This is a genomic window from Flavobacterium sp. (genome assembly GCF_027484945.1).
Classification (GTDB): Bacteria; Bacteroidota; Bacteroidia; order Flavobacteriales; family Flavobacteriaceae; genus Flavobacterium.
The window spans coordinates 15,945-36,625 of record NZ_JAIXRZ010000031.1 but is presented as its reverse complement, the minus strand read 5'-3'; the positions used below and the strand labels follow the sequence as shown (position 1 = coordinate 36,625).

The window sequence follows — 20,681 nt, the reverse complement described above, 5'->3', positions numbered from 1 at the left end:
ATGAAAAAAACAATCCTAATTTCAGCAATCCTAACAACTATAGGAGTCACGGCCTACTATACCGCTGGCAGAAAATGCACCGGTTCAAAAGACTGCAAGGCCTGTAAAAATTGCAAATACTGCAAATACTGCGCTAAAAATGGGGGAAGTTGTGGGGTGTGTAAATAAAAAAGTTAAACTTTAATATAAATAAACATGGCATTTACAGAAGAAATCATTCAAAAAGTATGGGAAAAAGGAGAAGTAGTTCCAAATAATGACAAAAATAATTGGAGAAAAGACCAATGTGGTGCGTGGATTGGAAGAAAGCAATATGGAAATAGAAATTCAAATTATGGATGGGAAATTGACCATATAACAGCAGTGTCTGATGGAGGAACAGATGAATTATCAAATTTAAGACCAATGCAATGGCAAAACAATGTTCATACTTCTGACGGAAGATTAAAATGTTTAATCATATCTGATGGTAATAAAAATATTGAAAAAAAATAATGCAATGGAAATAGAATACAATTACTGGACTGGTAATTTCAATGATGTAAAAACATCGTTGATAAGAAGTGTTGCACAATACAATGTTTACTATAGTAAAATAAAAATAGGCATAACTAATGACCCTCCTAGAAGACTAATTGAGCATGAAAAAACAAAGTTAGGCTGGAAAAAAATGATTATAAAATACCATACTTTATCCGTCAATTACATTAATGAGATGGAAAAAATTATTATTACCCACCATTGGGATATCGTTGAGAATGAAGTAAATGGTGGAGGTGGTCCAAATGGAAAAACACCTCCATATTATCTTTATGTTTTATTAAAATAAGAATAAATGATAAGAAAAATAGGATTATACTTTTTATCGCTTTGGTTGTTATTCATACTCATATTCATTATAACTGTAAAAATCCCTATTTATCTTAAAAAAGATTGGGTTTTTATTGGTTTAGAAAATCTTCTAAAAATAAATATAATTCCATTTTTATGTTTCATAGCAATTATTATTGGATGGATTTCTTTTTCTGATTTTAAACATAAAGTAAAAGGTTCTACTGAATTACCATTTAAAGTGGAGTCAATTGAAAATATAGATTATGAGCATCTTACTTTTTTAACAACATATATAGTCCCTTTAGTTTGTTTTAATTTTATCAGTATAAGATATCTTATTGTTCTTCTAATACTTCTAATTATTATTGGAATTATTTATATAAGAACAGATTTATTTTACGCTAATCCAACTTTAGCAATTCTGCAATTTAGGATTTATAAAATATCAGGAAATTTTGTTAAAGATGGTATCAGGAACAATATAATATTAATAACTAGAGATAAATTACAAAAAGATGATTTAGTTAAATATATAAAACTAGATAATCGAATTTATTATGCAAAAAAACAAGAATGATGAACAAACAAGAATTAGACGGACTTTTAAATTTTATTAATCAACCCAATATTGATTTAAGTATTAATATTTACGCATTACTCAATGGAGATAAAACCCCAAAAAAATTAGATATACAAGCTATTGATTTAACATCTATTAGAACCATATTCATTGATAGTATTAATAATTTAGTAATTAATGAGAATGAATACGTTCTATTACCAATTTCTTCAGCAGACGAAAGAGGTAAATGTTTTTATGAATATGATTTAGAATTACCTGAAGAATTAAACAATCTTATTGATGTAATTGGAAATGATAATATTCATATTTTCAATTTCAATGATGAACAAATAGTTGAAATAAATTCGCTATTAATTGTTATTGGAAATTATGAACATCAGGTTTCTTTATTTAAAAAATTGTCTCCGATTGAAGTTATTGGTAGAGGTAGTTTCTTTTTAAGAAAAACATCAGAAAGATTCGAAAGATTTTCAAATAATTTATTAAGAATAAGTCCGGGATTTCAGGCGCTATCAATAAATGGTTCTGTTATTATTTTAAATCTTAAGACCATAGAAAAAAGTTTTGGTTTTACAGAAGTTATACAAAGAGAAGCTTTACTAGGTATTGAGGCAATTAGAGAAATGTCAATAGTTAAAAACATTGAAGAACTAGAAAGTTTAATTGATAACATTACGTTTGCAAGAAAACTAATTAAAGTAGCACGAAGTTCACCTGTAATTCTTAATAATATTCCTAATTTACAAATCATTGATTTCACAAAGAATCACCCTGCCTTAAGAGGAAAAATTAGATATAATGAAGATGAATCAATGATTAAATTACACACCAAAAAATCAAAAGATTTATTTGTAAAATTATTAAATGATGATTTTTTGACATCTGAACTAACGAGATTATTTTATGATAGTCTTGCAAAAGATGGAATCGATGAAGAAGATAATAATCAACAAGAAAATTAAATAAAAAAAAATTTTTACACCAAGATCTCCGAAGTCTTATGACTTCGGAGCATTGAACAAAAAACTATGATACCCTACTAGTTTGAATTTTTACTTCGTAATTTTTACTTCAAACGCCTAACAAATAATATCTTGAACCCAAAATTCACCACACTACTTCACAACCTCAACGAACAACTCAACTTCATTGATTTGGAGATAGACGACCAAATAAAGAAGTGCGAGCAAGCCATTACTATTATATTAAAATCTATAAACGAACTCAAAAAAGCAACATCCAAAACCAACTTCAAAACAGAAACCGAAGAAATCCAATTCTTCAAAGAAATAAAACCTCAATTCACCTCAAAACTAATCTACTTCAATAGAGTCTATAAAATAGAAATGAAAAAGCCCAACGGAGGCAATCGGGTACTCAAAAAGTATTACAACAACGAGCTCTTAAAACTAAAAGCTTTTTTTGACAACGAATTAGAGTTCTACCAATACTACCGTTCAGGTAGCACCTACTTAGATTTCAAATACTTCCTAAGAGGAAAATTCGATATCAAACTAGCTCTCGACTCTTATTATTTCGAAACAGACACCTCTTTTGCAACATCACACGATTACAAAGTGTCAACAATCTTAGCAAACGACCTTATTGAGTTGTATATTGAAAACCAATTAATTATGTTGGAAAACAAAGAAAATACAGAAAAATCACAACGCAAACACAACCTAAAAATGACATGGACGGGCTCAAAAGTAGCCTTAGTAGAAATGATGTATGCACTCCACACCGAAGGAGTATTCAATAATGGAGCCGCAGATTTAAAAGAAATAGCCGAATATTTTGAACATATTTTTGAAATTGATTTAGGACAATACCGACGTGTATTCCTTGAAATCAGGGCTAGAAAGAGTGATAAAACAAAATTTATCACAACACTCAACGACCACCTTTTAAAAAGAATGGAAAACTCAGATGAGATAATTTAAATAAAAATCGTTCACAACACGATCTCCGTTGTGAAAGAAAAACTTTCAAACACTTCAAATTTGTACCATAACAATTTAAAATATACGTTATGGCAATCGAAGTTATCACTCGTGAAGACTTAAACGAATTCAGAAGTCTTCTTCTCAATGATTTAAAAGAAATCATTCAATTTAAACCACAACAAGTTAAGCAATGGCTGAAGTCTACTGAAGTACGAAAGTTGCTTAACATTTCTCCTGGAACACTTCAAAATCTCCGAATTAATGGTACTTTGACTTTTACAAAGATTGGGGGTATTATGTATTACAACTATTCAGATATTGAAAAAGTTTTGAATGGTAATACAAGAAAAAATACAATATCAATTTCAAAATAATGTAATTATGAATTACATTAAACACCTCACGGGTTTCTTCAATTGTATTGTCAATGAACAAACCATTTACCCGACCCACATTAGTCTTTATTTAGCATTATTTCAACGTTGGAATGTCAATCGATTTAAGAATCCAATTGCAATTTCAAGGGATGAGATCATGAAATCTAGTAGGATTGCTTCAAAAGCTACCTATCATAAGTGTATAAAAGAATTGCAATTGCTTGGATTTATCGAATATCTGCCATCCTACAATCCTTATTCGGGAACCGAAGTTGTAATGCACAATCTATCGGACGGTAATATCCAAAAAGGCAGTTCAATCAGTGAACGAACCTGTTTATTAATTAACCCGCCTAATAGGCAGGCTAGAGAACAAGTTAATGAACCGCATATATATAATAATAAACAAACATTTAAAAACAATAAAAACATATCTATTGAAAGCAATTTTGAAGATTCAATTCAAGAAGAATTTTTAAAAACTGGTGAGAAAGAAAAAAAAAGTTCCGCGAAAAAAAAAGAAAGTCCAAGTTTGGAATTGGTCATGGAATATTTCAAAAATCAGGAATACTCTGAGATTGAAGCAGAACGATTTTTTAATTATTACACAAGTACAGGTTGGCTTGTTGGTGGTAAGACAAAGATGAAAGATTGGAATGCTGCTGCAAGAAACTGGATGCTTACAACTTCTAAATTCAGTATCAATTTACCATCAACAAAAAAAAAAACAAGAGCCAATAATTTACAAACCAATGTAGACAAGGATTATGCAGAACCTTTATAAAAGAATCAACTATGAATTTACAGTACAATTATCCGGAAATTCTAGCTTGGTTGGAACAGAAAGGCAAACAAGACTTTGGAGAAAAATTTCATTTTAAAGAACAGGACACACTCAACATCACAAAGCTTGTAGCTTATTTTCTGAATGATGAAGCAAAAACGAATCAGTTCGATATCGATTTGACCAAAGGGATTTTATTATCAGGACCGGTAGGCTGTGGTAAAACAACTTTAATGACGTTGATGAAATATGTTACCAAACCAAACAATAGATTTTATTTAAAGACTTGTAGGGATATAAGCTTTGAATTTATTAAAGAAGGCTATGAAATAATTCATCGTTACAGTCGTGGCAGTTATTCCCAAACCGAGTATAAAAATTTTTGCTTTGATGATTTAGGGGTTGAACAAAACTTGAAGTACTTCGGAAATGAATGCAATGTAATGGCTGAAATCATCCTTTCGAGATACGATCTGTTTGTTGCAAGAAAAGTGCAAACGCATTTGACCACAAACCTTTCTGCTTCAGAAATAGAAACAGCTTACGGAAATCGCATCAGGTCAAGACTAAGGGGAATGCTGAACCTCATTTCATTTGATAAAAACACAGCAGATAAACGCTAATTAAAAATACTAAAATGAAAATTACCTTAAAGAAAATTAAGAAAATAGACATTGAGATAATACAATCTGAATTGCTGAAATTCATCCGTTATAAAGTCGACAACATTGCTCATTGCAAGGATTATGAAAAGTATTGCAATGATATTGTAGTGATTGACACGTTGCAAAGCATGTTCTATTTGTTTAGGAAAAAAATTGAAAGTAATAGGACTATCTCCAATATTTCATTAAGCCCAACACAATCGGTCATTTTACTGTATTGCTGCCAATGGGAAAGGATCGAAAGAAGCCGGGAACAGCGAATTACTATGCAATTAATCTCGGATTCCATTCACCAAAAATTAACCAATATTAACTAATGATGAAACTAAAAAACCGCTTCAAAATAATATATCTTAATTTATTTGTTCTTCTAATTTGCTTTACAATAATGATAACTGCACCGTTGCATTTCTTTGATTTTATCATTTTTGGCAAAAACCGAATATTGAAATATTTGGAAGATAAAATCTTTAAAATATTGTTTATGATCAATGACTTGAGAAAAAATGTTTAATCTTAAATAGCCTATAAATGAGTAAGGCAAATAAAAAACCTCTTCCGCATTCAGTAACCAAATCGGAGTTGATTGAAATGTATTGCAACCAATTCAGTGAAGCCAAAATAAGGAATCAAATCAATGAAATTCTAAAGGAAAAGAACATTTCAAAAGACACTAAGATAATCCCACATTTAGAATTTATGGAGTTCGTCGAAACTTACGGATTACCCAAAGGTTATCATTATGAGGACGATGTTTGATGCAATAAAATTGCAATGTTACCTGACAATACTTTACAATACCTAAGAAATCATTACAATACCTTTCAATACCTCTCCATACTTCAAGGCGAGGTTTTTTTATTTCTAATATTTGCTCATGAATGCTAGGAAATGAAAATGACCAAAGATGAAATCAACCTAATTCTAAAGCGAAGGATAAATAACGGAGAAGAATTCAACCATTTGATTGAAAAGCCAAATGGGCAAAAAGTAAAACTGAAATCTGGTAATACTTTTTACTCAGTCAAGATGATGAGAATATGGGTAGAGACTTTCTATAAGCAGGTTGCTAAATTGTCACTTTTACTAAAAGGCAAAACAATAAAAGAAACCTGTGATAAAATTCATTATTTCCTGTATTACGACATTCAATATCAAGCAGATGGAGTAACTCAGAATTTAAGGAGTCCAGCTAATAGTTGGTTTAATCGCAGGGAAGGAATTGACTGTAAAAGCTATTCGATTTTTGCCAGTTCGGTTTTGATGAATTTAGGGATCAAACATTATATCCGGCAAATAAAACAGCCAAAGTTTAACCCCAAGCAGTTTACTCATGTTTATGTGATTGTTCCTGATAATCAAGCAAATGGAAACTTAGATGAAGGGCATTTTATCATTGACGGCACAATACAAAGTAATAAAGAGCCAAGTTATACCGAGAAAAAAGATGTTTTTATGGATCAGAAACTACCCCATATCGGACTGAATTGTCCCATGCCCCAAAAAAGGAACTGGTATGTTACAAAGAAACCTTCTTCAAAAACATATGAGTTATATGACTTTTCTAGGAATGCTGAACAAGCGAAAAACATGTTGGCTTCACTAGAAAATCAAGCAGTTGCCCATAAGTCCACTAGTCAAGGCGGAGCCTATAACATTTATGTAAAAAGTAATAGTGTATTCGGAAGCAAAAGAGGCTTGAAAGGCGCAGCTAAAACAGGGCAAAAAGCAAAAAAAAGATTTCCATTTTAAATACGAAACCATGATAATATTAGAAGAACAAACCGGATTAAATGCAGGCTTGAATCGAGGTTTAAAGATTGGCAAGTTCCTTAAAAAGAATGTACGTCTAAGAAATGTTTCCATTAAAAATGCTATAAAGGTTGGGAAAGCAGTGGCTCCTATTGCATCAGCAGCAATGACATTCGTTCCCGGCGGTGGAGTAGCCAGTAAATTGATGAACAGCAAAGTGGGTAAGATATTCACTAAAGTAAAAAACGGGAAAGTAGTAAAATTTGCTACCAAAGTTGCCAATAGTAAAGTTGGAAAGTTTGCATTAGATAATGTAGTTAAACCAACTGTCAATAATGCTTTTGCCAATAATCAAATGGAAAATTCTGAGCCAGTTGAACTGATGCCAAATGCAACTCCGACACCAGCCCAATTAGAGACAATTGCGCAAACTAAAGGAGTTCCGGCGGAATCCTTAACTACAGGCACACCAACTGGCGAAGGACTTCCAAATGATTCACAGTTAGAAACGCTCGCTAATGTTAAAGACATCCCAGTGGATAATTTAAAAGAGGAAGCTTCAGTGCAACGAGAAGTAAATAAAAATGAAAGTGGATTATCTGAAAAACCAAATTACACCATTCCAATTGTTATCGGTGTTGGGGCCGTTGGAGCAATTCTCTTAGTAACAAGTTCAAAAAAGTAATTAATAAAAACAGACATGAAACAAGAATTAATAACAATCAGTTCAGCGGTTGTTGTAGGTGCACTCTCCAGAGGACTTACAGGAACAATGACTGAAAAATCATCAAACACTGTCAAAGGTGTTGTGAACGGTGTTGTTGCCGTTGGTGCTGGATTTCTAGCCATAAAAGTCAATGGTAACGATACCAAGAGTTCGCTAATGAGAGGTTCAGCAATTGGGGTTTCAATAGCGCATGGATTAGAATTGGTGAAAAACATTTTTTCATCCGAAAAAATTGCTGCTAAACTAAATCCTGAAGCTACAATGGGTAGATTTCTACAAAAAGCAGCCGGTCTCTCAGGAGCTGTAAATGCCTTAAATGGTTATATCGATGCTTATGGAAACTATCATGAGGATGGTTTAGGTGGATATATCGATATCAATGGAAACTATATAGAAAATGGTTTACATGGTTATGATGAGGAAGGTCTTGCGGGCTATATTGATGCAAATGGCAACTATATTGAAAATGGTCTAGGAGGTTCAGAAGAAGGCTTAGCAGGATCAGAAAATGACGGATTGGGTGCATATGAAGATGATGGACTTGGTGCCTACATGGATGAAAACGGAAACTACATTCTCTAATAAAAACAAAATTAAAATTTAAGAAAAATGGAAAATAGAAATCCTCAGTTGCAAAGAGCTATTAAAGTTTTAGGTGCAAGACAACGACAAATCACAAACGTGGTTAGACCTCATGCTACAAAATTGGTCGACAAAACGTTCTACTTGAATGTTCGAGTTGATGGGATGAGCGGGATCAATGAACTTGTTGACGCCAATACAAAAAAAGTAGTTGGGATTACCAATTTAGATGGTAATCAATTAAACTCTGGTCGAGATGTAGTAATTGATGCTATTCGAGTGCAATACACTACAAGAGGTGAAAAGATCGAAAATGCAGATTGGCAAAGCAGAGACACGTTACCGGCGGAGCTTCAAAATGCAGAATTGCGACTGATTCAAACCAATGACATGTTAATTGATTTGCCCCTGACTGATGTGCAGAATTTCAAACAAGACGATTACCGACCAATTGCAACCACCCCGCTTTTGAGAGCCAAAGAAGAATTTAAATTGGAATTGGAATTTCCAAAAGGAGTTACTGTTCCGGCTGGTAAACCTTTATTCTTGAGACTTGAATTCAGAATTACAGAAGCTAAAAAATAATTTCATCTTTAAATTGATGGTATGAGACAAATTCAATATGTAGTAAAGGCAGTTATCAATCCTGGTGAGTTAAACACATCGGTCAATTTTAAACTACCTAGTGGCTTTACAACAGGTGCTGCCCTTTATACCAATGGAGTTGAGAAAAACACAAATGCAATGGCTACCATCGAAATGAAAGATGACAATAGTATTGCAATTGCTCCCTCGGTTCACATTGATAATTGGAGGCAGTCAAATGGTGGTGAGTATGAAAAAAGTTTCAAGCCAATGAATTTCGATACGGGCAATAAGGATTATTCATTGATATTTTCACTAGATGAGAAACTTCAAGGTGATATTCCTTTGAAATTACATGTCGTTTTTCTTTATAACAATAATGTAGAAAAAATGTAGCATGTTCGTAGAGTCTTCATTTATTACAAAAGAATTCAGAGAGGAACAAATTCCAATTCTAGAAAATGTCACTTCACTTTCAGTTCTGAATAATGGCAATAGTATTGCAATTATCAATGGGATTAAAATTTACCCTACTCAAAAGCAGATTTTGATTGTTCCAGATGGGACATTTTCTAGAGTTCAATTAGAAGTTTCCTATATACCTACAGCTACAAAAGTTGACGATAGGTTGGTGAATAAAATACTACTCATTTACAAGAAACTAATGTAAAAAATGAAACGATTTGATGATTTAATAGAAAAGCTCAATAGCGATAAATTTTGTGCTGTTACGATCATCGATAAGAGCAGTTCTAAAACAATCTATCGAAATATTACTCATGAATTAATTAAAAGTGAGTATGGATCCTCGGAAGAATTTTTTGAGAAGATTTATGCTGAAGGCTATACGAAAATAGTCATTCAGGAAAAGCGAAAAAATGGTATAAATGCTTTCAAAATAGAAGGAGAACCTTTTGAAGTAACTTTTGGTGAATCGAAATTGATCGAAGATCAAAATGAACCAATGCAAGAAGTCAAAAAAAAGAAAAAGAAGAAAAAAAGCGGACTGATGGGATTAGGAATTGCTGAAATTTTTGATTTAAAACTTCAAGCACATGATCGTTCAGAACTGGCACGAAAGCTTGAGGAATCAGAAAGAATGAATCGAGAATTACGAGCAAAAAACGAAGAATTAAATGAAGAGCGATTACAACGAAAGTATACAAAAGAAAGCAATGATAGTCTGAACAATATGCTGTTGGGAGTTGTAAAACAAGCACCGCTTATTTTAAAAGGGTTTGGTTTTAATGTTCCCAATGAAAGTAGTGGTTTAGCGATTGCTTCACCTGATGAATTAGATGATGCAAATACCTCTGATATCAAGAAATCATTTATAGAGATTGTGAAAACTCTTGATGATGATACTATTTCATTGCTTTTAGTAATTTATCAAAAAATCAACGAGAAGTCTGAAACGAACCTCTTTTCACAAGAATTATTTGGATTACTTCAAAAATATCAAATGTTAGTATGAGTATAATAACTGTAAAAACTAAAGAATTAAACCCATTCAAAGTTCAGAAAAAGGCAAAGCTTATTCGAGAATTAACTGATTTAGAGAATGAAGTTCTGGAAAAACTAGTAGAACTGAAGAAATCTAAAAAAGCCATTGCAATGGTTACTGATGCTGAAAGTTGGCAAACGATCAAAGAGTTTATTATGTAGATCCAGTTGTAGATGTTGCTCCAACTTAAGAAAGTAAAGTTGAAAACAGTAACGATAAAATTATCCAACTATTGGGTAAACCCTTTAGAAAGCTAAAAATGAAATTCTTGAAATTAACTTAAAATCGGGAGCAATGCTACAGCCAACAGTAATATGAAAGTAAAAGGTTTACATAATCCGGCAATTATAGCTGCTGCATCAACTCCACAAGGGCAAAAAGCAATTGCAAGTACTCTTGAAAATGCTAATACAAGTGTAAATGCAACTTTTTCAATTGTAAAAGGTGTTTTAAAGACTGGTCTTTTTTTGGGTATTGGTTACTATGCCTACAAGAAGATTTTTAATGGTTTTTCACCACTTAAAGAAAATAAAAGAGATCGACCTAGTAATATATCCAGTGGTATGGCCAAGAATAAAGCCGATGCAATTTACAGTGCAATGTATGGAATGGGAAACGGATTTAAGTCGGTGAAACAAAATCTCATGGGAATCAATGCGAATGGTTTTGTTAGAATTCATAATGCTTTCGGACTCAGAAAAGGAATCAACCCTTTATCTAAGAAAATGAACTTAATAGAGTGGTTTAATGATCAGTTTAGTCAAAATGAACTGATGGAATTACGCTTTATCGTTCCCAACTTCTTATAACTATGGATAGTTCAAAATTACTACCTATCTCGGTTGCATTAGCGGGATTAGGAATATTGGTTATTGCTGTTTCTAAAGCAAAGAAAGACAAAAATGGTAACGCATATTTGAATCAAGGGATGATTACTGAAAGCTTTAATGCTAAAGAAATTGCAGCGGTATTATATAATGCTATGAAAGAAGTCAATTTCACTAATACGGAGAAACGTAAAACCATTTTCACAACACTTACTGGAGTAAGTCAAGCACAATTCTCTTGGGTTGTTAAGGCATTTGGAAGTCGGTTTTATAATCCCACTACAGGTAACATCTATTTTGCTTTTTGGCAAACTCCAACAAAGCATCCATTGAAGACCTGGCTTAAAGAAGAACTCAGTGAGAGCGACTATAATTTATTGAAATCGAACTACCCAAAATATTTGTAAAAATGACTACCGAAGATAAAATTTGGATTGGTGGAGGTATTGCTCTAGCTATTGGCGGAGGCATTTACTATTTCATTCAAAAAAAGAAGAATGACGAAGATTTGATGCAAGAACCAGAAGCCGATTTAAGTGAGCTGCCAACACCAAAAAGTCAATCTGTCCCAATTAAGATTCCAAGAGCGGCAACAATACCTATTGTTCCTGTAAAAATTGAGCAACCGAAACCAGAAAGGACAGCTGATACTTTTAATTATAGAATTGGACAGGAAGTTATGGCTTCAGGATTCAATGGAACGAAAACCTATGATGCTCGAAAAATGGCGGATGGAAATTATACTAGTGAAGGCATTCGAAAGGCTACATTTAAAAGAGGAGATAAAATCGGAAAAATCATTTGGGTTGGTAAAAAGCCTGATGGCACTTTTAGATATGTAGTACAACGAGTTGGTAATTTTTTAAATGATAACTATTGGATTGCAGATCATAGTGTAATCAGCCCAATTGGTAAAATCTTGCCAACCACTCTGGCAATTAATGCTCCTTCAGGTAGTGATTTGAATAAAATACTTAAAAAAGAAAGCAAAGGAACTGAAGTAAGGGTATTGCAATCGCTACTCAAAGTGACTGTTGATGGAGACTTTGGCAGAAATACAGAGAATGCTCTTTATACACAAAAAGGAATAAAACAAATCAGACTTAAAGACTGGAGATAATGAATGTAAATACAGGAGTATGGATTGGTTTAGGTGTGTTGGGCGCAATCATTATTGCTTCCATGGGAAATGATGATTCAGCTAAAAGTAAATCTGTAAAAACTAAAGAACCGAAAATTGAACCTAAAAAAGTGCAATTGTAATGGATTTTTTATTGTCAAACAGTGCACCGCTTTTGAAAGCGTTTAAGAAATATGCTATTAACACACCTAAGAGGATTGCTCACTTTTTGGCACAACTTCATGAGGAAACAGGCGGATTCGTAAGACTTTTAGAAAACTTGAATTATTCTCCGGCTGGACTGATGGAAACCTTTGGAGCGAATCAAATTACACCGGCGCAAGCAAACCAATACGGAAGAACGGCAAATCGCAAAGCCAATCAGGAAGCTATAGCCAATATTGTGTATGGTGGTGAATGGGGAAAGAAGAATTTAGGAAATACCCAAGTCGGCGATGGGTGGCGCTTCCGGGGTCGTGGATTGATACAGTTGACAGGAAGGGCAAATTACCAGGCGTATAAAAACTACTCTGGAATAGATGTGGTGAGTAATCCCGATCTAGCCTCAAGACCTGATATTGCAATAGATATTGCAGGTTGGTTTTGGAGTATTCGATACAATTTAAATCCGATTGCTGATAATAATAACATTTCATCCATCACGAAAAAAATTAACGGCGCACTTACCAATTTTTCTAAAAGGATCAAACAACTTAACTACTATTCAAGCTTTGATGTTTTTGGAATATTAAAAAAAAAAGCGAAGCCGAGACGGATCAGCAAACCGAGTGAAACTAATCGTAGCTACTACAACCCTTTTACTCGGTTGCTCCATTTTAATCTATAAACTCAACAAAGCATAACTCTATGATGCCAATTGAAACGTTACTAAACTATTTTCTGGGATCAACAACACTAATTTCAATATATATCGCTTGGCGTTCCCGTAATTCAGAATTAAAAAAGAACGAGGCTTCAGCACTTGAGGCAATAGATTCCATTTACACCAAAATGTCAATTGTAACTGATAAAAAGTTTGAGGAGATGCAAAGAATTATTGATGCCAATACTATTGAGATCCGTAATCTGAAAGAAGAACTTCAGGAATATCGGAAAAAGTGTGCCGGTTGTCACAATAATAAAAATCATGAAAAGACAATTCCTTAATAGAATAATCTTGGCCGCAAGTATTTATTACGGTATCGATTTATTTCAAATTATTGAAGCATCAGAACTCCTTCTATTAAAATTAAAATATCAATTCAAAAAGACTGAACAATGAATAAAATAGTCCGAATCATAACCCTATTTTTCTTTTTCTCACTCGTTTTTACTTCTTGCTCTTCATCCAAAATACTAACTAAGGAAGACACCCTGATAGAAAATGAAATTAATAGAAACGACAGTATAAAAAATACGGTTGTCAATAAGGAAATCAACGATAAATTAATTACGTCTGTGATTCAAAGTCAAACTGGAAATGCTTCATTAGATAGTATAGTAAATACTAAAGTTGATGAAATTTTATCTAAGCTGAATACTTCTAAAAATTCAGGGGATAATAGTTATAATCTTATTTATGACAAGATAAAAAGACAGTTAGAATTCAATGCTAGAATTGCTCAGACTCAAGACGAGAAATTGGCAGTTCACAATAATAGTTCTCGTTTAGTTTTCAGAGACAGGAAAATACCTATTGAAGTTATCAAACCACTCTCCAAAATAGAAAAAGCATTGCTTATTCTCGGAGTATTGGCTCTTATCTACATTGGATTCAGAATTGTATTGTTTTTACGTAAAACCTCAAGCTCATGGGTATAAAAGCAAAATATATTATAATCGGCGGAGCTATTTTAGGTATTGGTGCTTTGTGGTATAACAGTAAAATTAACCGTTGGAAAGAAACCATGACTAAACTAAAAGCATTACCTACTGGACTTCGAAATTTTGATATCAACTTTAAGCGGATGCGATTTAACTTGGATGTTACACTGTATAATCCCACTAATGAAAGTTTTAACCCGGATGGAATCATGGCAGTTGTAAAAAAAATTGTTCTTAAAGACAAATTAGCCAAAAAGTTTGCTACGATTACGGTAAACAGATCTTTTGTCTCACTCCCTGCGAGAGGAAAGTTTGTATTGAAAGATTTGATTGTAGAAATACCCATACTGGAAAACATTTCCAACTGGCAAAACCTATCTGAAATCAAAAGTATCAATGATATTCAGATAGAGACAATTTTAAGTGTAATGGGTAAAGAATATTCAATAATAAAATAGTTATGGATCTAGCAACTGAATTCAACAAACTTGATGGCAGAACCGTAAAAAGATCTGAACTTAGAAGGATTTTGACCAAAGCCAAAAGGCAAAACAACACAAGTATTGTCAACCGTATATCCCAGGTATTAAGACTACATCAAAATAAACTTTTTACCATTGAGCTAACCGATTTAATCGAACCAATGGGGCTTAGTGGTGCAGAGCAAAATATCATTTTGCCTACTCTAGAATATATTTCTGAAGAAGATAGTGAGGGGCTAAATGGAGTTGCCCAAGATGATATCTATGGTTACATCACTGATTTGATCATCAATACTATCGAGAAAGTTGGCCATTTGCCTTGGCAAAAAGATTGGGTTGGTTCCGGTGCTGATGGTGCAGCCAAAAATTATGTTAGTAAAAAGGAATATACTGGGGCTAATTTCCTTTTGAATTTTGATGTCAAATTTGATGATGAAGGCAAGGGTTATTTGGTGCCAATTCAATTCAAACAACCCTATTACTTAACCTTCAATCAGATTAAAGATGAAGGTGCTAGTCTCAGAAAAGACAGTAAAGCCAGACGTGTGATTTACTATACCATGATTTTCAGTTTTGATAACGGGACTTTACAGTTTAAAACCACCGACCGTGAAAAATTTGCAGAATTTGTTAGTTCAAATGGACTTACCAAGGATGATTTGAAAAGATACCTGCAGAAAATACCGGTTATAAAATATTACAATGTTTTTCGAGCAGATGATTGTACCGGTTTAAAATTCCCGGAAGCTGTTGGAAACAAAAAAGTAAATCCGATTGAGCAAGCGCAAAGACTTATAGATGGGTATAAAGAACCACCAACATATACATTTGTTGGAGATAAAGCCTATTATCAACCGGCGACTGATAAACTAAATATGCCCAACATCAAAGCCTTTAAAAAAGAGGCTTCTTACTACTGCACGTTTTTTCATGAGCTAGCACATTCCACTGGAGCTAAAAAGCGTTTAGACCGAGATATGACAGGAGCTTTCGGAAGCAAAAATTATGCTTTTGAAGAATTGGTTGCGGAGCTTGGAGCGGTTTTTCTTTGCTCTGAAGCGGGAATTCTTTTTCAAACCAAAGAAAACTCAGCAAAATACCTCAAAGGATGGAATAAAGTTTTAGTGAACGAATTGGAAAATGATAATAGATTTTTTCTAAAAGCTTCTGCACAATCGCAAAAGGCGGTTAATTATATTTTGAATAGAAATATTTCTGGCGAAAATGAAGATATTGAAGAAAAGAAAGAAGAGCCAACAAAAAAAGTGGCAATTAAAAGGCCTCGTAAAAGACCTTCAAAAAGCAAGGTAAAAACAACTATAAAAGAAGGCGAGCAATTAGCTTTATTTGCCGGATTAGGTGCTAAAGCAAAGACTAAAAAGAGAACTCAAAAAACTCAAAATCATACTCAAACAAAAAGAACAAAGGCTTCAACAGTAAAATCAAAGAGACAAATTAATGTCGATCAAAATAAGAGTATCAATCAACTTCAGAAACTTGGATTTGTTACTGCCGGAGCTGCTCCAGCTGAAGCTAAAGATGTTTTTGTGTTAGGAGGAGAAATTGGGAAATTTTTACAAAAGCAACAGCCACACAAAGCGCTCATTCTGATAAAAGGCAATAAACACAGTTCAAAATCCCAGTTGGCCATGCAGATAGCCAATGCTTTTGGAGAAGAAGAAATACCAGTTGCATACATAGATTATGAGCAAGGCGGTATCGAGAGCAAGGACACTTTAGACAGTATCAATCGAAATACAACCGAAAAAGGAAGAAGCTACATAGCCATAAAAGGTTATTTAGATAAGCCCTTCCAGGAATTACAGGATTTCTGCAAAATAGTCAAAGTCATTATAGCAGATTCCGTTACGGATTTAAAGATTACAGCCGATCAACTCAACTTCCTGAGAACAACCTATCCAAAAGTCATTTGGTGCTTTATTTCCCAAGTAAAAGAAAACGGTGCTATGTATGGAGGTAATAAAATGGCACACAATCCAACTTCAGTAATTCATTGTTCTTCACATCCTGACCCTAGAGAGCGGTTTGCAACGCTGGAGAAAAACCGGGGCAACGACCTTACCTTAAAATATTCAATGTATTTCAAAAAGGTTGTTGGCCAACCCAAAAAGAAAAAGTTATCCTTTAAAGTCAAATAATAAAATTTCAGAAACCATGGTAAATAAAAAAACAAAAAAGAAAGGCAAAAAAAGAATCTCAGCAAAAAGGCTATGCAGTAGCGTTATCAAACGTGAGGGTGTGAAAAAAGACGGAACGTTGAAAAAAGGCTATCGTTATGTCAAAGGCGGAAAAGTTGTAAAAGCAAAAGTAAAAAAATAGGTTTTGATTTGGGTTGATTGGGAAAGCCGTGTTGCAGAAATGTAGCACGGTTTTTTATTTGATTGTTGGTATAAGAATCTAATTTTAGAATACAAACAAGGGTGAAATTTACCTCTATCAAAATAACAGGGGCGTTTTTCTCAATAATTTACTCTTGATTGTTTTTTACCATTTTTTTGGATTAATAACACATTGTGTCTTTAACATTGAGATATTTCAGCTTTATAATAGAGCTTTACAAAACAATATTGCATGAATTTTCAATAAAAATATATGCAATTAAATATTATTTGCTAACTTTGTACTCATGAATAAGTTACAAGAACTAAAAAAGCATTTAAAACGAGGAAAAGTATACCGTAGAGCTGATTTGTCCAAGTGGTCAAAATCTGTTGACCGCCATTTGGATGAGTTGGTACAAGATGGCACTTTGCAAAAGCTGTCACAAGGCTTATACTATTATCCCGAAGTAACTGTCTTTGGAGAGACACCTCCCGAAGAAGAAGTGTTGGTGCGTTCTTTTCTCAAAGACAAACGTTTTCTAGTAACTTCTTTAAATGCATATAATACATTGGGCGTAGGGACTACTCAACTATACAATAGTAAAACAGTTTATAATCATAAACGCCATGGTGATTTTAATCTTGGAGGTATAACTTTTTCATTCAGGGTAAAACCTCATTTTCCTAGCAAAGTAACACCTGAATTTTTATTAGTTGACCTATTGAATAACCTCGATCAATTGGCTGAAGATTCAAAAGAAGTATTTTTAAAAGTGCGTTCCAAAGCAAAAATAATGGATGCTAAAAAACTAAAAAAATCACTTCAAGAATACGGTAGTGTTAAAACTAAAAAAATGCTGGAACCTGTTTTAGCACTATAATATGTCAGACTACTTACACAATCATAAAAATTTCCGTGAACTGCTGCGTATTGTGGGAGCAGAATTTAATATTGAACCTGGTCTTGTCGAAAAGGACTATTGGATTATGCATGTAATCTATGGTCTAAAACAACAAGGATTTCAATTTGAATTAAAAGGAGGGACATCTCTATCTAAAGGTTACGGAATAATACATCGTTTTTCTGAAGACATCGATATCCATATCAAACCACCAGCTGAAATGGGAATCAATGAAAATCCAAAAAATACAAATCCTGGAAATATTCAAAAAAGAAAAGACTTTTACGATGGTTTGGCAAACGATATAAAAATAGATGGCATTATATCAGTAGTAAGGGACGAAGCTTTTGATGAAGAAAGACAATATCGTAGTGGTGGAATACGGTTACATTATGAAAGTAAAACGGATGCCATTGATGGAGTTAAAGAAGGTATATTATTAGAGGTTGGATTTGACACAGTAACACCTAATAATCCACTAACCATTTCTTCTTGGGCGTATGATAAAGCAGTTCAACAAGGTGTAGACATAATTCACAATCGTGCTTTAGATATTGCTTGTTATCATATTGGTTACACTTTTGTGGAAAAATTACAGACTATTGCAACTAAATTTAGACAGGAACAGAAAGACAAAGAAGAACGACAAAATTTAATGCGACAGTATTATGATGTCTATAGCCTATTACAAGATGATGCTGTAAAAGCATTCATAGGAACAGAAGAATATCAAAAACACAAAGAAGCTCGGTTTCCACCCAAAGACTATAAAATACACATTGCTGAAAATGAAGCTTTTTTACTGAGGAATCCAGAACTGAGGGAGCGATTTATAAAACGCTATGAAAAAACGGCAAAATTGTATTATAAAGGGCAACCCGATTTTAATGAGTTAATTGCAGAAATTGGCAAATGGGTTGAAAAATTATAAGCAAAATTGAAGAGATAAACTTTCATGTTCAATGATTGAACATCTATTTTTTAGCCAAATTTTGATAGTAATTTTTAATTCATTATATTTGTTTTGTAAGATTTCAAAATTTGCAACTCAGAAATGAGGGGCAAAAGCGAGACCCTAAAACAGGAAAAAAATATATAATCCTTATATATAAAAGCATTAGAGAAGGAGTACGAATCCCTCTTTCTCCGCGGATGAAAACCCGAAACGAAAGTTTCGGGTTTTTTATTTATAAAAATTAATTAGTTTTTTTTTTTGTTAAATGCAGGTTTCAACTATTCTATTTCATAATGAATTTTGTTTTATTCTTTGGATAAACTCTTCTTTTCGAATGCTTTTTTAGTTAGTTTTGAGTTATGAAAAATACAAAGTTCTTTTTACTTTTCTTTCTTTTGTTGTTGAATACCTGTTTTGCACAGGTATCTATTTGTAGTTGGAATCTCAAAGATTTTGGTCGTTCAAAATCAGATGATGAATTAGAATTTATTGCAACTACTGTTAAAACATTTGATATTATTACGATTCAAGAAGTGGTTGCCGGAAATGGGGGAGCACAAGCGGTGGCGCGTTTGGTAGCAATTTTAAATCGTAAAGGAGCCCAATGGGATTACTCAATTAGCGATCCAACTTCAAGTAGCGAACCTTCTCGCCGTGAACGTTATGCTTATGTTTGGAAACCTTCACGGGTTAAAAAAATAGGTAAGTCGTGGTTGGATCAACATTTTGAAAATAGTATTGAACGCGAACCCTATATGGCTACCTTTTCAGCCAAAGGTGTGCCTTTTACCTTGGTTTCGTTTCATGCGGTACCTAAAAATCGAAATCCGGAGCACGAGATAAAATATTTTAAGTTATTTTCTAGTTATTATCCCACATTAAATCTAATCTTTATGGGTGATTTTAACTGTTCTCCATCGCATACGGTTTTTAATCCTTTACGCGCGGAAGGGTATCGTTGCACGTTGCATAACCAAAAAACAAGTTTAAAACAACGCTGTAAAGGGACTGATTGTTTAGCTTCAGAATATGACGCTATGTTTTTTTTCGCTACTAAATGTAGCTTGAAAAACTCAGGAGTACTTCATTTTTATCGATCATTTACCACTTTAAAAGAAGCCCGAAAAATATCCGACCACCTTCCAATTTGGGGTACTTTTGTATTTTCAAAATAAAACGCTCAAGTATTTTATAATAAAATCGAATTGGAATTATTTGCCCCTATCATGACTGTTTCTTCCCAATTTAAATCAGCAATCACACTCTTTGCAACCAAGATTCATAGCGTATACAAAGCGCATGAAGTTAATTTTGATATGGAAAGCTTTCATGGAAGATTTCACATTATTAGGTGTTTGTTGTTGGCAGATTGTATCTATCGCTTTTATGAACGTAATTCGATAGCAATAGCAATTGAAAAGTCTTTTTATGCCATACTGTTTCATGACGCTATGCGCGAAGATAATGGGACCGATTTATGGGAAAAAGAGAGTGCTGCATTATGCTATACTTATCTAATAAATAATGGGTTTGATGCCGAATTTGCTACGTCTGCATCCACTATTATATTAAAAGCAAATACAAATTGTTTGGAAGAACAGGTTTTGTATGATGTCGATGTTTTAGACTACCATCGTTTCTTTTTTCTACCCGAAGAACGGCACCGATTTAAAGATTATCGATTAAAATTTGCGGGTCCAAATGATTGTTCCGGTTGTTTTGATACTAATTCACGTACACAATTAATTCAGTTAGCGCAAGACTTGGTTATCTTTAGTGAGTCTTTAGTTGTGGAAACAGATACCAATGAATTAATTCAACAATTGGTTAGGTATTATTTAAATGTTAAGCCCTGGTAGTTGTCATAGTTTTCATTTTTAAGCATATATT

31 protein-coding genes are annotated in these 20,681 nt (G+C 33.3%); all 31 read left to right on the top strand.

Features of this window, described 5'->3' with window-relative positions; genetic code table 11:
* The first annotated feature begins 195 nt into the window (after window positions 1-195).
* Window positions 196-495, top strand: a complete 300-nt coding sequence (locus tag Q0039_RS05030) for an HNH endonuclease signature motif containing protein (protein ID WP_297510044.1) — start codon at window positions 196-198, stop codon at window positions 493-495.
* A gap of 4 nt (window positions 496-499) precedes the next feature.
* Window positions 500-829, top strand: a complete 330-nt coding sequence (locus tag Q0039_RS05025; protein WP_297510041.1) for a hypothetical protein — start codon at window positions 500-502, stop codon at window positions 827-829.
* A 6-nt stretch (window positions 830-835) separates the two neighbouring features.
* Window positions 836-1,411, top strand: coding sequence for an anti-phage protein KwaA (kwaA, locus tag Q0039_RS05020; protein WP_297510038.1), 576 nt, complete (start codon window positions 836-838; stop codon window positions 1,409-1,411).
* Complete coding sequence (gene kwaB / locus Q0039_RS05015) at window positions 1,411-2,379, top strand: anti-phage protein KwaB (RefSeq protein WP_297510035.1); 969 nt, start codon at window positions 1,411-1,413, stop codon at window positions 2,377-2,379. Before kwaA ends, kwaB begins: the two co-directional genes overlap by 1 nt.
* A gap of 132 nt (window positions 2,380-2,511) precedes the next feature.
* Complete coding sequence (locus Q0039_RS05010) at window positions 2,512-3,360, top strand: RteC domain-containing protein (RefSeq protein WP_297510032.1); 849 nt, start codon at window positions 2,512-2,514, stop codon at window positions 3,358-3,360.
* Window positions 3,361-3,449: 89 nt separating this feature from the next.
* Window positions 3,450-3,737 (top strand): helix-turn-helix domain-containing protein, encoded by a 288-nt coding sequence (locus Q0039_RS05005; protein WP_297509996.1) that lies wholly within the window; start codon window positions 3,450-3,452, stop codon window positions 3,735-3,737.
* A 7-nt stretch (window positions 3,738-3,744) separates the two neighbouring features.
* Entirely contained in the window at window positions 3,745-4,524 is a 780-nt protein-coding gene (locus Q0039_RS05000) for a transcriptional regulator (RefSeq protein WP_297509993.1), read from the top strand.
* 11 nt (window positions 4,525-4,535) lie between these two features.
* The gene (locus Q0039_RS04995; RefSeq protein WP_297509990.1) at window positions 4,536-5,147 is read left to right on the top strand and encodes an AAA family ATPase; all 612 of its coding nucleotides are present in this window, start codon (window positions 4,536-4,538) and stop codon (window positions 5,145-5,147) included.
* Between the two features lie 573 nt (window positions 5,148-5,720).
* The gene (locus tag Q0039_RS04990; protein WP_297509987.1) at window positions 5,721-5,948 is read left to right on the top strand and encodes a hypothetical protein; all 228 of its coding nucleotides are present in this window, start codon (window positions 5,721-5,723) and stop codon (window positions 5,946-5,948) included.
* Window positions 5,949-6,080: 132 nt separating this feature from the next.
* Window positions 6,081-6,941, top strand: coding sequence for a transglutaminase-like domain-containing protein (locus Q0039_RS04985; protein WP_297509984.1), 861 nt, complete (start codon window positions 6,081-6,083; stop codon window positions 6,939-6,941).
* A 10-nt stretch (window positions 6,942-6,951) separates the two neighbouring features.
* Complete coding sequence (locus tag Q0039_RS04980) at window positions 6,952-7,626, top strand: hypothetical protein (protein WP_297509982.1); 675 nt, start codon at window positions 6,952-6,954, stop codon at window positions 7,624-7,626.
* Between the two features lie 87 nt (window positions 7,627-7,713).
* Window positions 7,714-8,250: a hypothetical protein gene (locus Q0039_RS04975; protein ID WP_297509979.1), complete on the top strand. Its 537-nt coding sequence runs from the start codon at window positions 7,714-7,716 to the stop codon at window positions 8,248-8,250.
* Window positions 8,251-8,277: 27 nt separating this feature from the next.
* Window positions 8,278-8,835, top strand: coding sequence for a hypothetical protein (locus Q0039_RS04970; RefSeq protein WP_297509976.1), 558 nt, complete (start codon window positions 8,278-8,280; stop codon window positions 8,833-8,835).
* A gap of 21 nt (window positions 8,836-8,856) precedes the next feature.
* On the top strand, window positions 8,857-9,231 hold the full coding sequence (locus Q0039_RS04965) for a hypothetical protein (protein WP_297509973.1): 375 nt from the start codon (window positions 8,857-8,859) through the stop codon (window positions 9,229-9,231).
* Between the two features lies 1 nt (window position 9,232).
* A complete protein-coding gene (locus Q0039_RS04960) occupies window positions 9,233-9,505 on the top strand; it encodes a hypothetical protein (RefSeq protein WP_297509970.1) in 273 nt (90 codons plus the stop codon).
* Window positions 9,506-9,508: 3 nt separating this feature from the next.
* Window positions 9,509-10,309 (top strand): hypothetical protein, encoded by an 801-nt coding sequence (locus Q0039_RS04955; protein ID WP_297509967.1) that lies wholly within the window; start codon window positions 9,509-9,511, stop codon window positions 10,307-10,309.
* Window positions 10,306-10,500 carry a hypothetical protein gene (locus tag Q0039_RS04950; RefSeq protein WP_297509964.1) on the top strand — a complete coding sequence of 65 codons (195 nt, stop codon included), beginning with the start codon at window positions 10,306-10,308 and terminating at the stop codon, window positions 10,498-10,500. The genes Q0039_RS04955 and Q0039_RS04950 overlap by 4 nt, the downstream gene beginning before the upstream one ends.
* 153 nt (window positions 10,501-10,653) lie before the next feature.
* Complete coding sequence (locus Q0039_RS04945; RefSeq protein ID WP_297509961.1) at window positions 10,654-11,148, top strand: hypothetical protein; 495 nt, start codon at window positions 10,654-10,656, stop codon at window positions 11,146-11,148.
* A 2-nt stretch (window positions 11,149-11,150) separates the two neighbouring features.
* Window positions 11,151-11,573 (top strand): hypothetical protein, encoded by a 423-nt coding sequence (locus tag Q0039_RS04940; RefSeq protein WP_297509958.1) that lies wholly within the window; start codon window positions 11,151-11,153, stop codon window positions 11,571-11,573.
* A 2-nt stretch (window positions 11,574-11,575) separates the two neighbouring features.
* Entirely contained in the window at window positions 11,576-12,286 is a 711-nt protein-coding gene (locus Q0039_RS04935; RefSeq protein ID WP_297509955.1) for a hypothetical protein, read from the top strand.
* Window positions 12,286-12,429 (top strand): hypothetical protein, encoded by a 144-nt coding sequence (locus Q0039_RS04930; protein ID WP_297509952.1) that lies wholly within the window; start codon window positions 12,286-12,288, stop codon window positions 12,427-12,429. The genes Q0039_RS04935 and Q0039_RS04930 overlap by 1 nt, the downstream gene beginning before the upstream one ends.
* Window positions 12,429-13,133 carry a glycoside hydrolase family 19 protein gene (locus Q0039_RS04925; protein ID WP_297509950.1) on the top strand — a complete coding sequence of 235 codons (705 nt, stop codon included), beginning with the start codon at window positions 12,429-12,431 and terminating at the stop codon, window positions 13,131-13,133. The genes Q0039_RS04930 and Q0039_RS04925 overlap by 1 nt, the downstream gene beginning before the upstream one ends.
* Before the next feature lie 20 nt (window positions 13,134-13,153).
* The gene (locus tag Q0039_RS04920; RefSeq protein ID WP_297509948.1) at window positions 13,154-13,453 is read left to right on the top strand and encodes a hypothetical protein; all 300 of its coding nucleotides are present in this window, start codon (window positions 13,154-13,156) and stop codon (window positions 13,451-13,453) included.
* Window positions 13,454-13,564: 111 nt separating this feature from the next.
* Entirely contained in the window at window positions 13,565-14,107 is a 543-nt protein-coding gene (locus tag Q0039_RS04915; RefSeq protein ID WP_297509946.1) for a hypothetical protein, read from the top strand.
* Window positions 14,098-14,568: a hypothetical protein gene (locus Q0039_RS04910; protein ID WP_297509944.1), complete on the top strand. Its 471-nt coding sequence runs from the start codon at window positions 14,098-14,100 to the stop codon at window positions 14,566-14,568. Before Q0039_RS04915 ends, Q0039_RS04910 begins: the two co-directional genes overlap by 10 nt.
* Before the next feature lie 2 nt (window positions 14,569-14,570).
* Entirely contained in the window at window positions 14,571-16,751 is a 2,181-nt protein-coding gene (locus Q0039_RS04905) for a zincin-like metallopeptidase domain-containing protein (protein ID WP_297509942.1), read from the top strand.
* Between the two features lie 16 nt (window positions 16,752-16,767).
* Window positions 16,768-16,932, top strand: coding sequence for a hypothetical protein (locus Q0039_RS04900; RefSeq protein WP_297509940.1), 165 nt, complete (start codon window positions 16,768-16,770; stop codon window positions 16,930-16,932).
* A gap of 307 nt (window positions 16,933-17,239) precedes the next feature.
* Complete coding sequence (locus Q0039_RS04895; protein WP_297509938.1) at window positions 17,240-17,815, top strand: DUF6088 family protein; 576 nt, start codon at window positions 17,240-17,242, stop codon at window positions 17,813-17,815.
* Between the two features lies 1 nt (window position 17,816).
* Window positions 17,817-18,767 carry a nucleotidyl transferase AbiEii/AbiGii toxin family protein gene (locus Q0039_RS04890; RefSeq protein WP_297509936.1) on the top strand — a complete coding sequence of 317 codons (951 nt, stop codon included), beginning with the start codon at window positions 17,817-17,819 and terminating at the stop codon, window positions 18,765-18,767.
* Window positions 18,768-19,150: 383 nt separating this feature from the next.
* The gene (locus tag Q0039_RS04885) at window positions 19,151-19,966 is read left to right on the top strand and encodes an endonuclease/exonuclease/phosphatase family protein (RefSeq protein WP_297509933.1); all 816 of its coding nucleotides are present in this window, start codon (window positions 19,151-19,153) and stop codon (window positions 19,964-19,966) included.
* Between the two features lie 30 nt (window positions 19,967-19,996).
* On the top strand, window positions 19,997-20,650 hold the full coding sequence (locus Q0039_RS04880; protein WP_297509931.1) for a hypothetical protein: 654 nt from the start codon (window positions 19,997-19,999) through the stop codon (window positions 20,648-20,650).
* The last annotated feature ends 31 nt before the right edge of the window (window positions 20,651-20,681 follow it).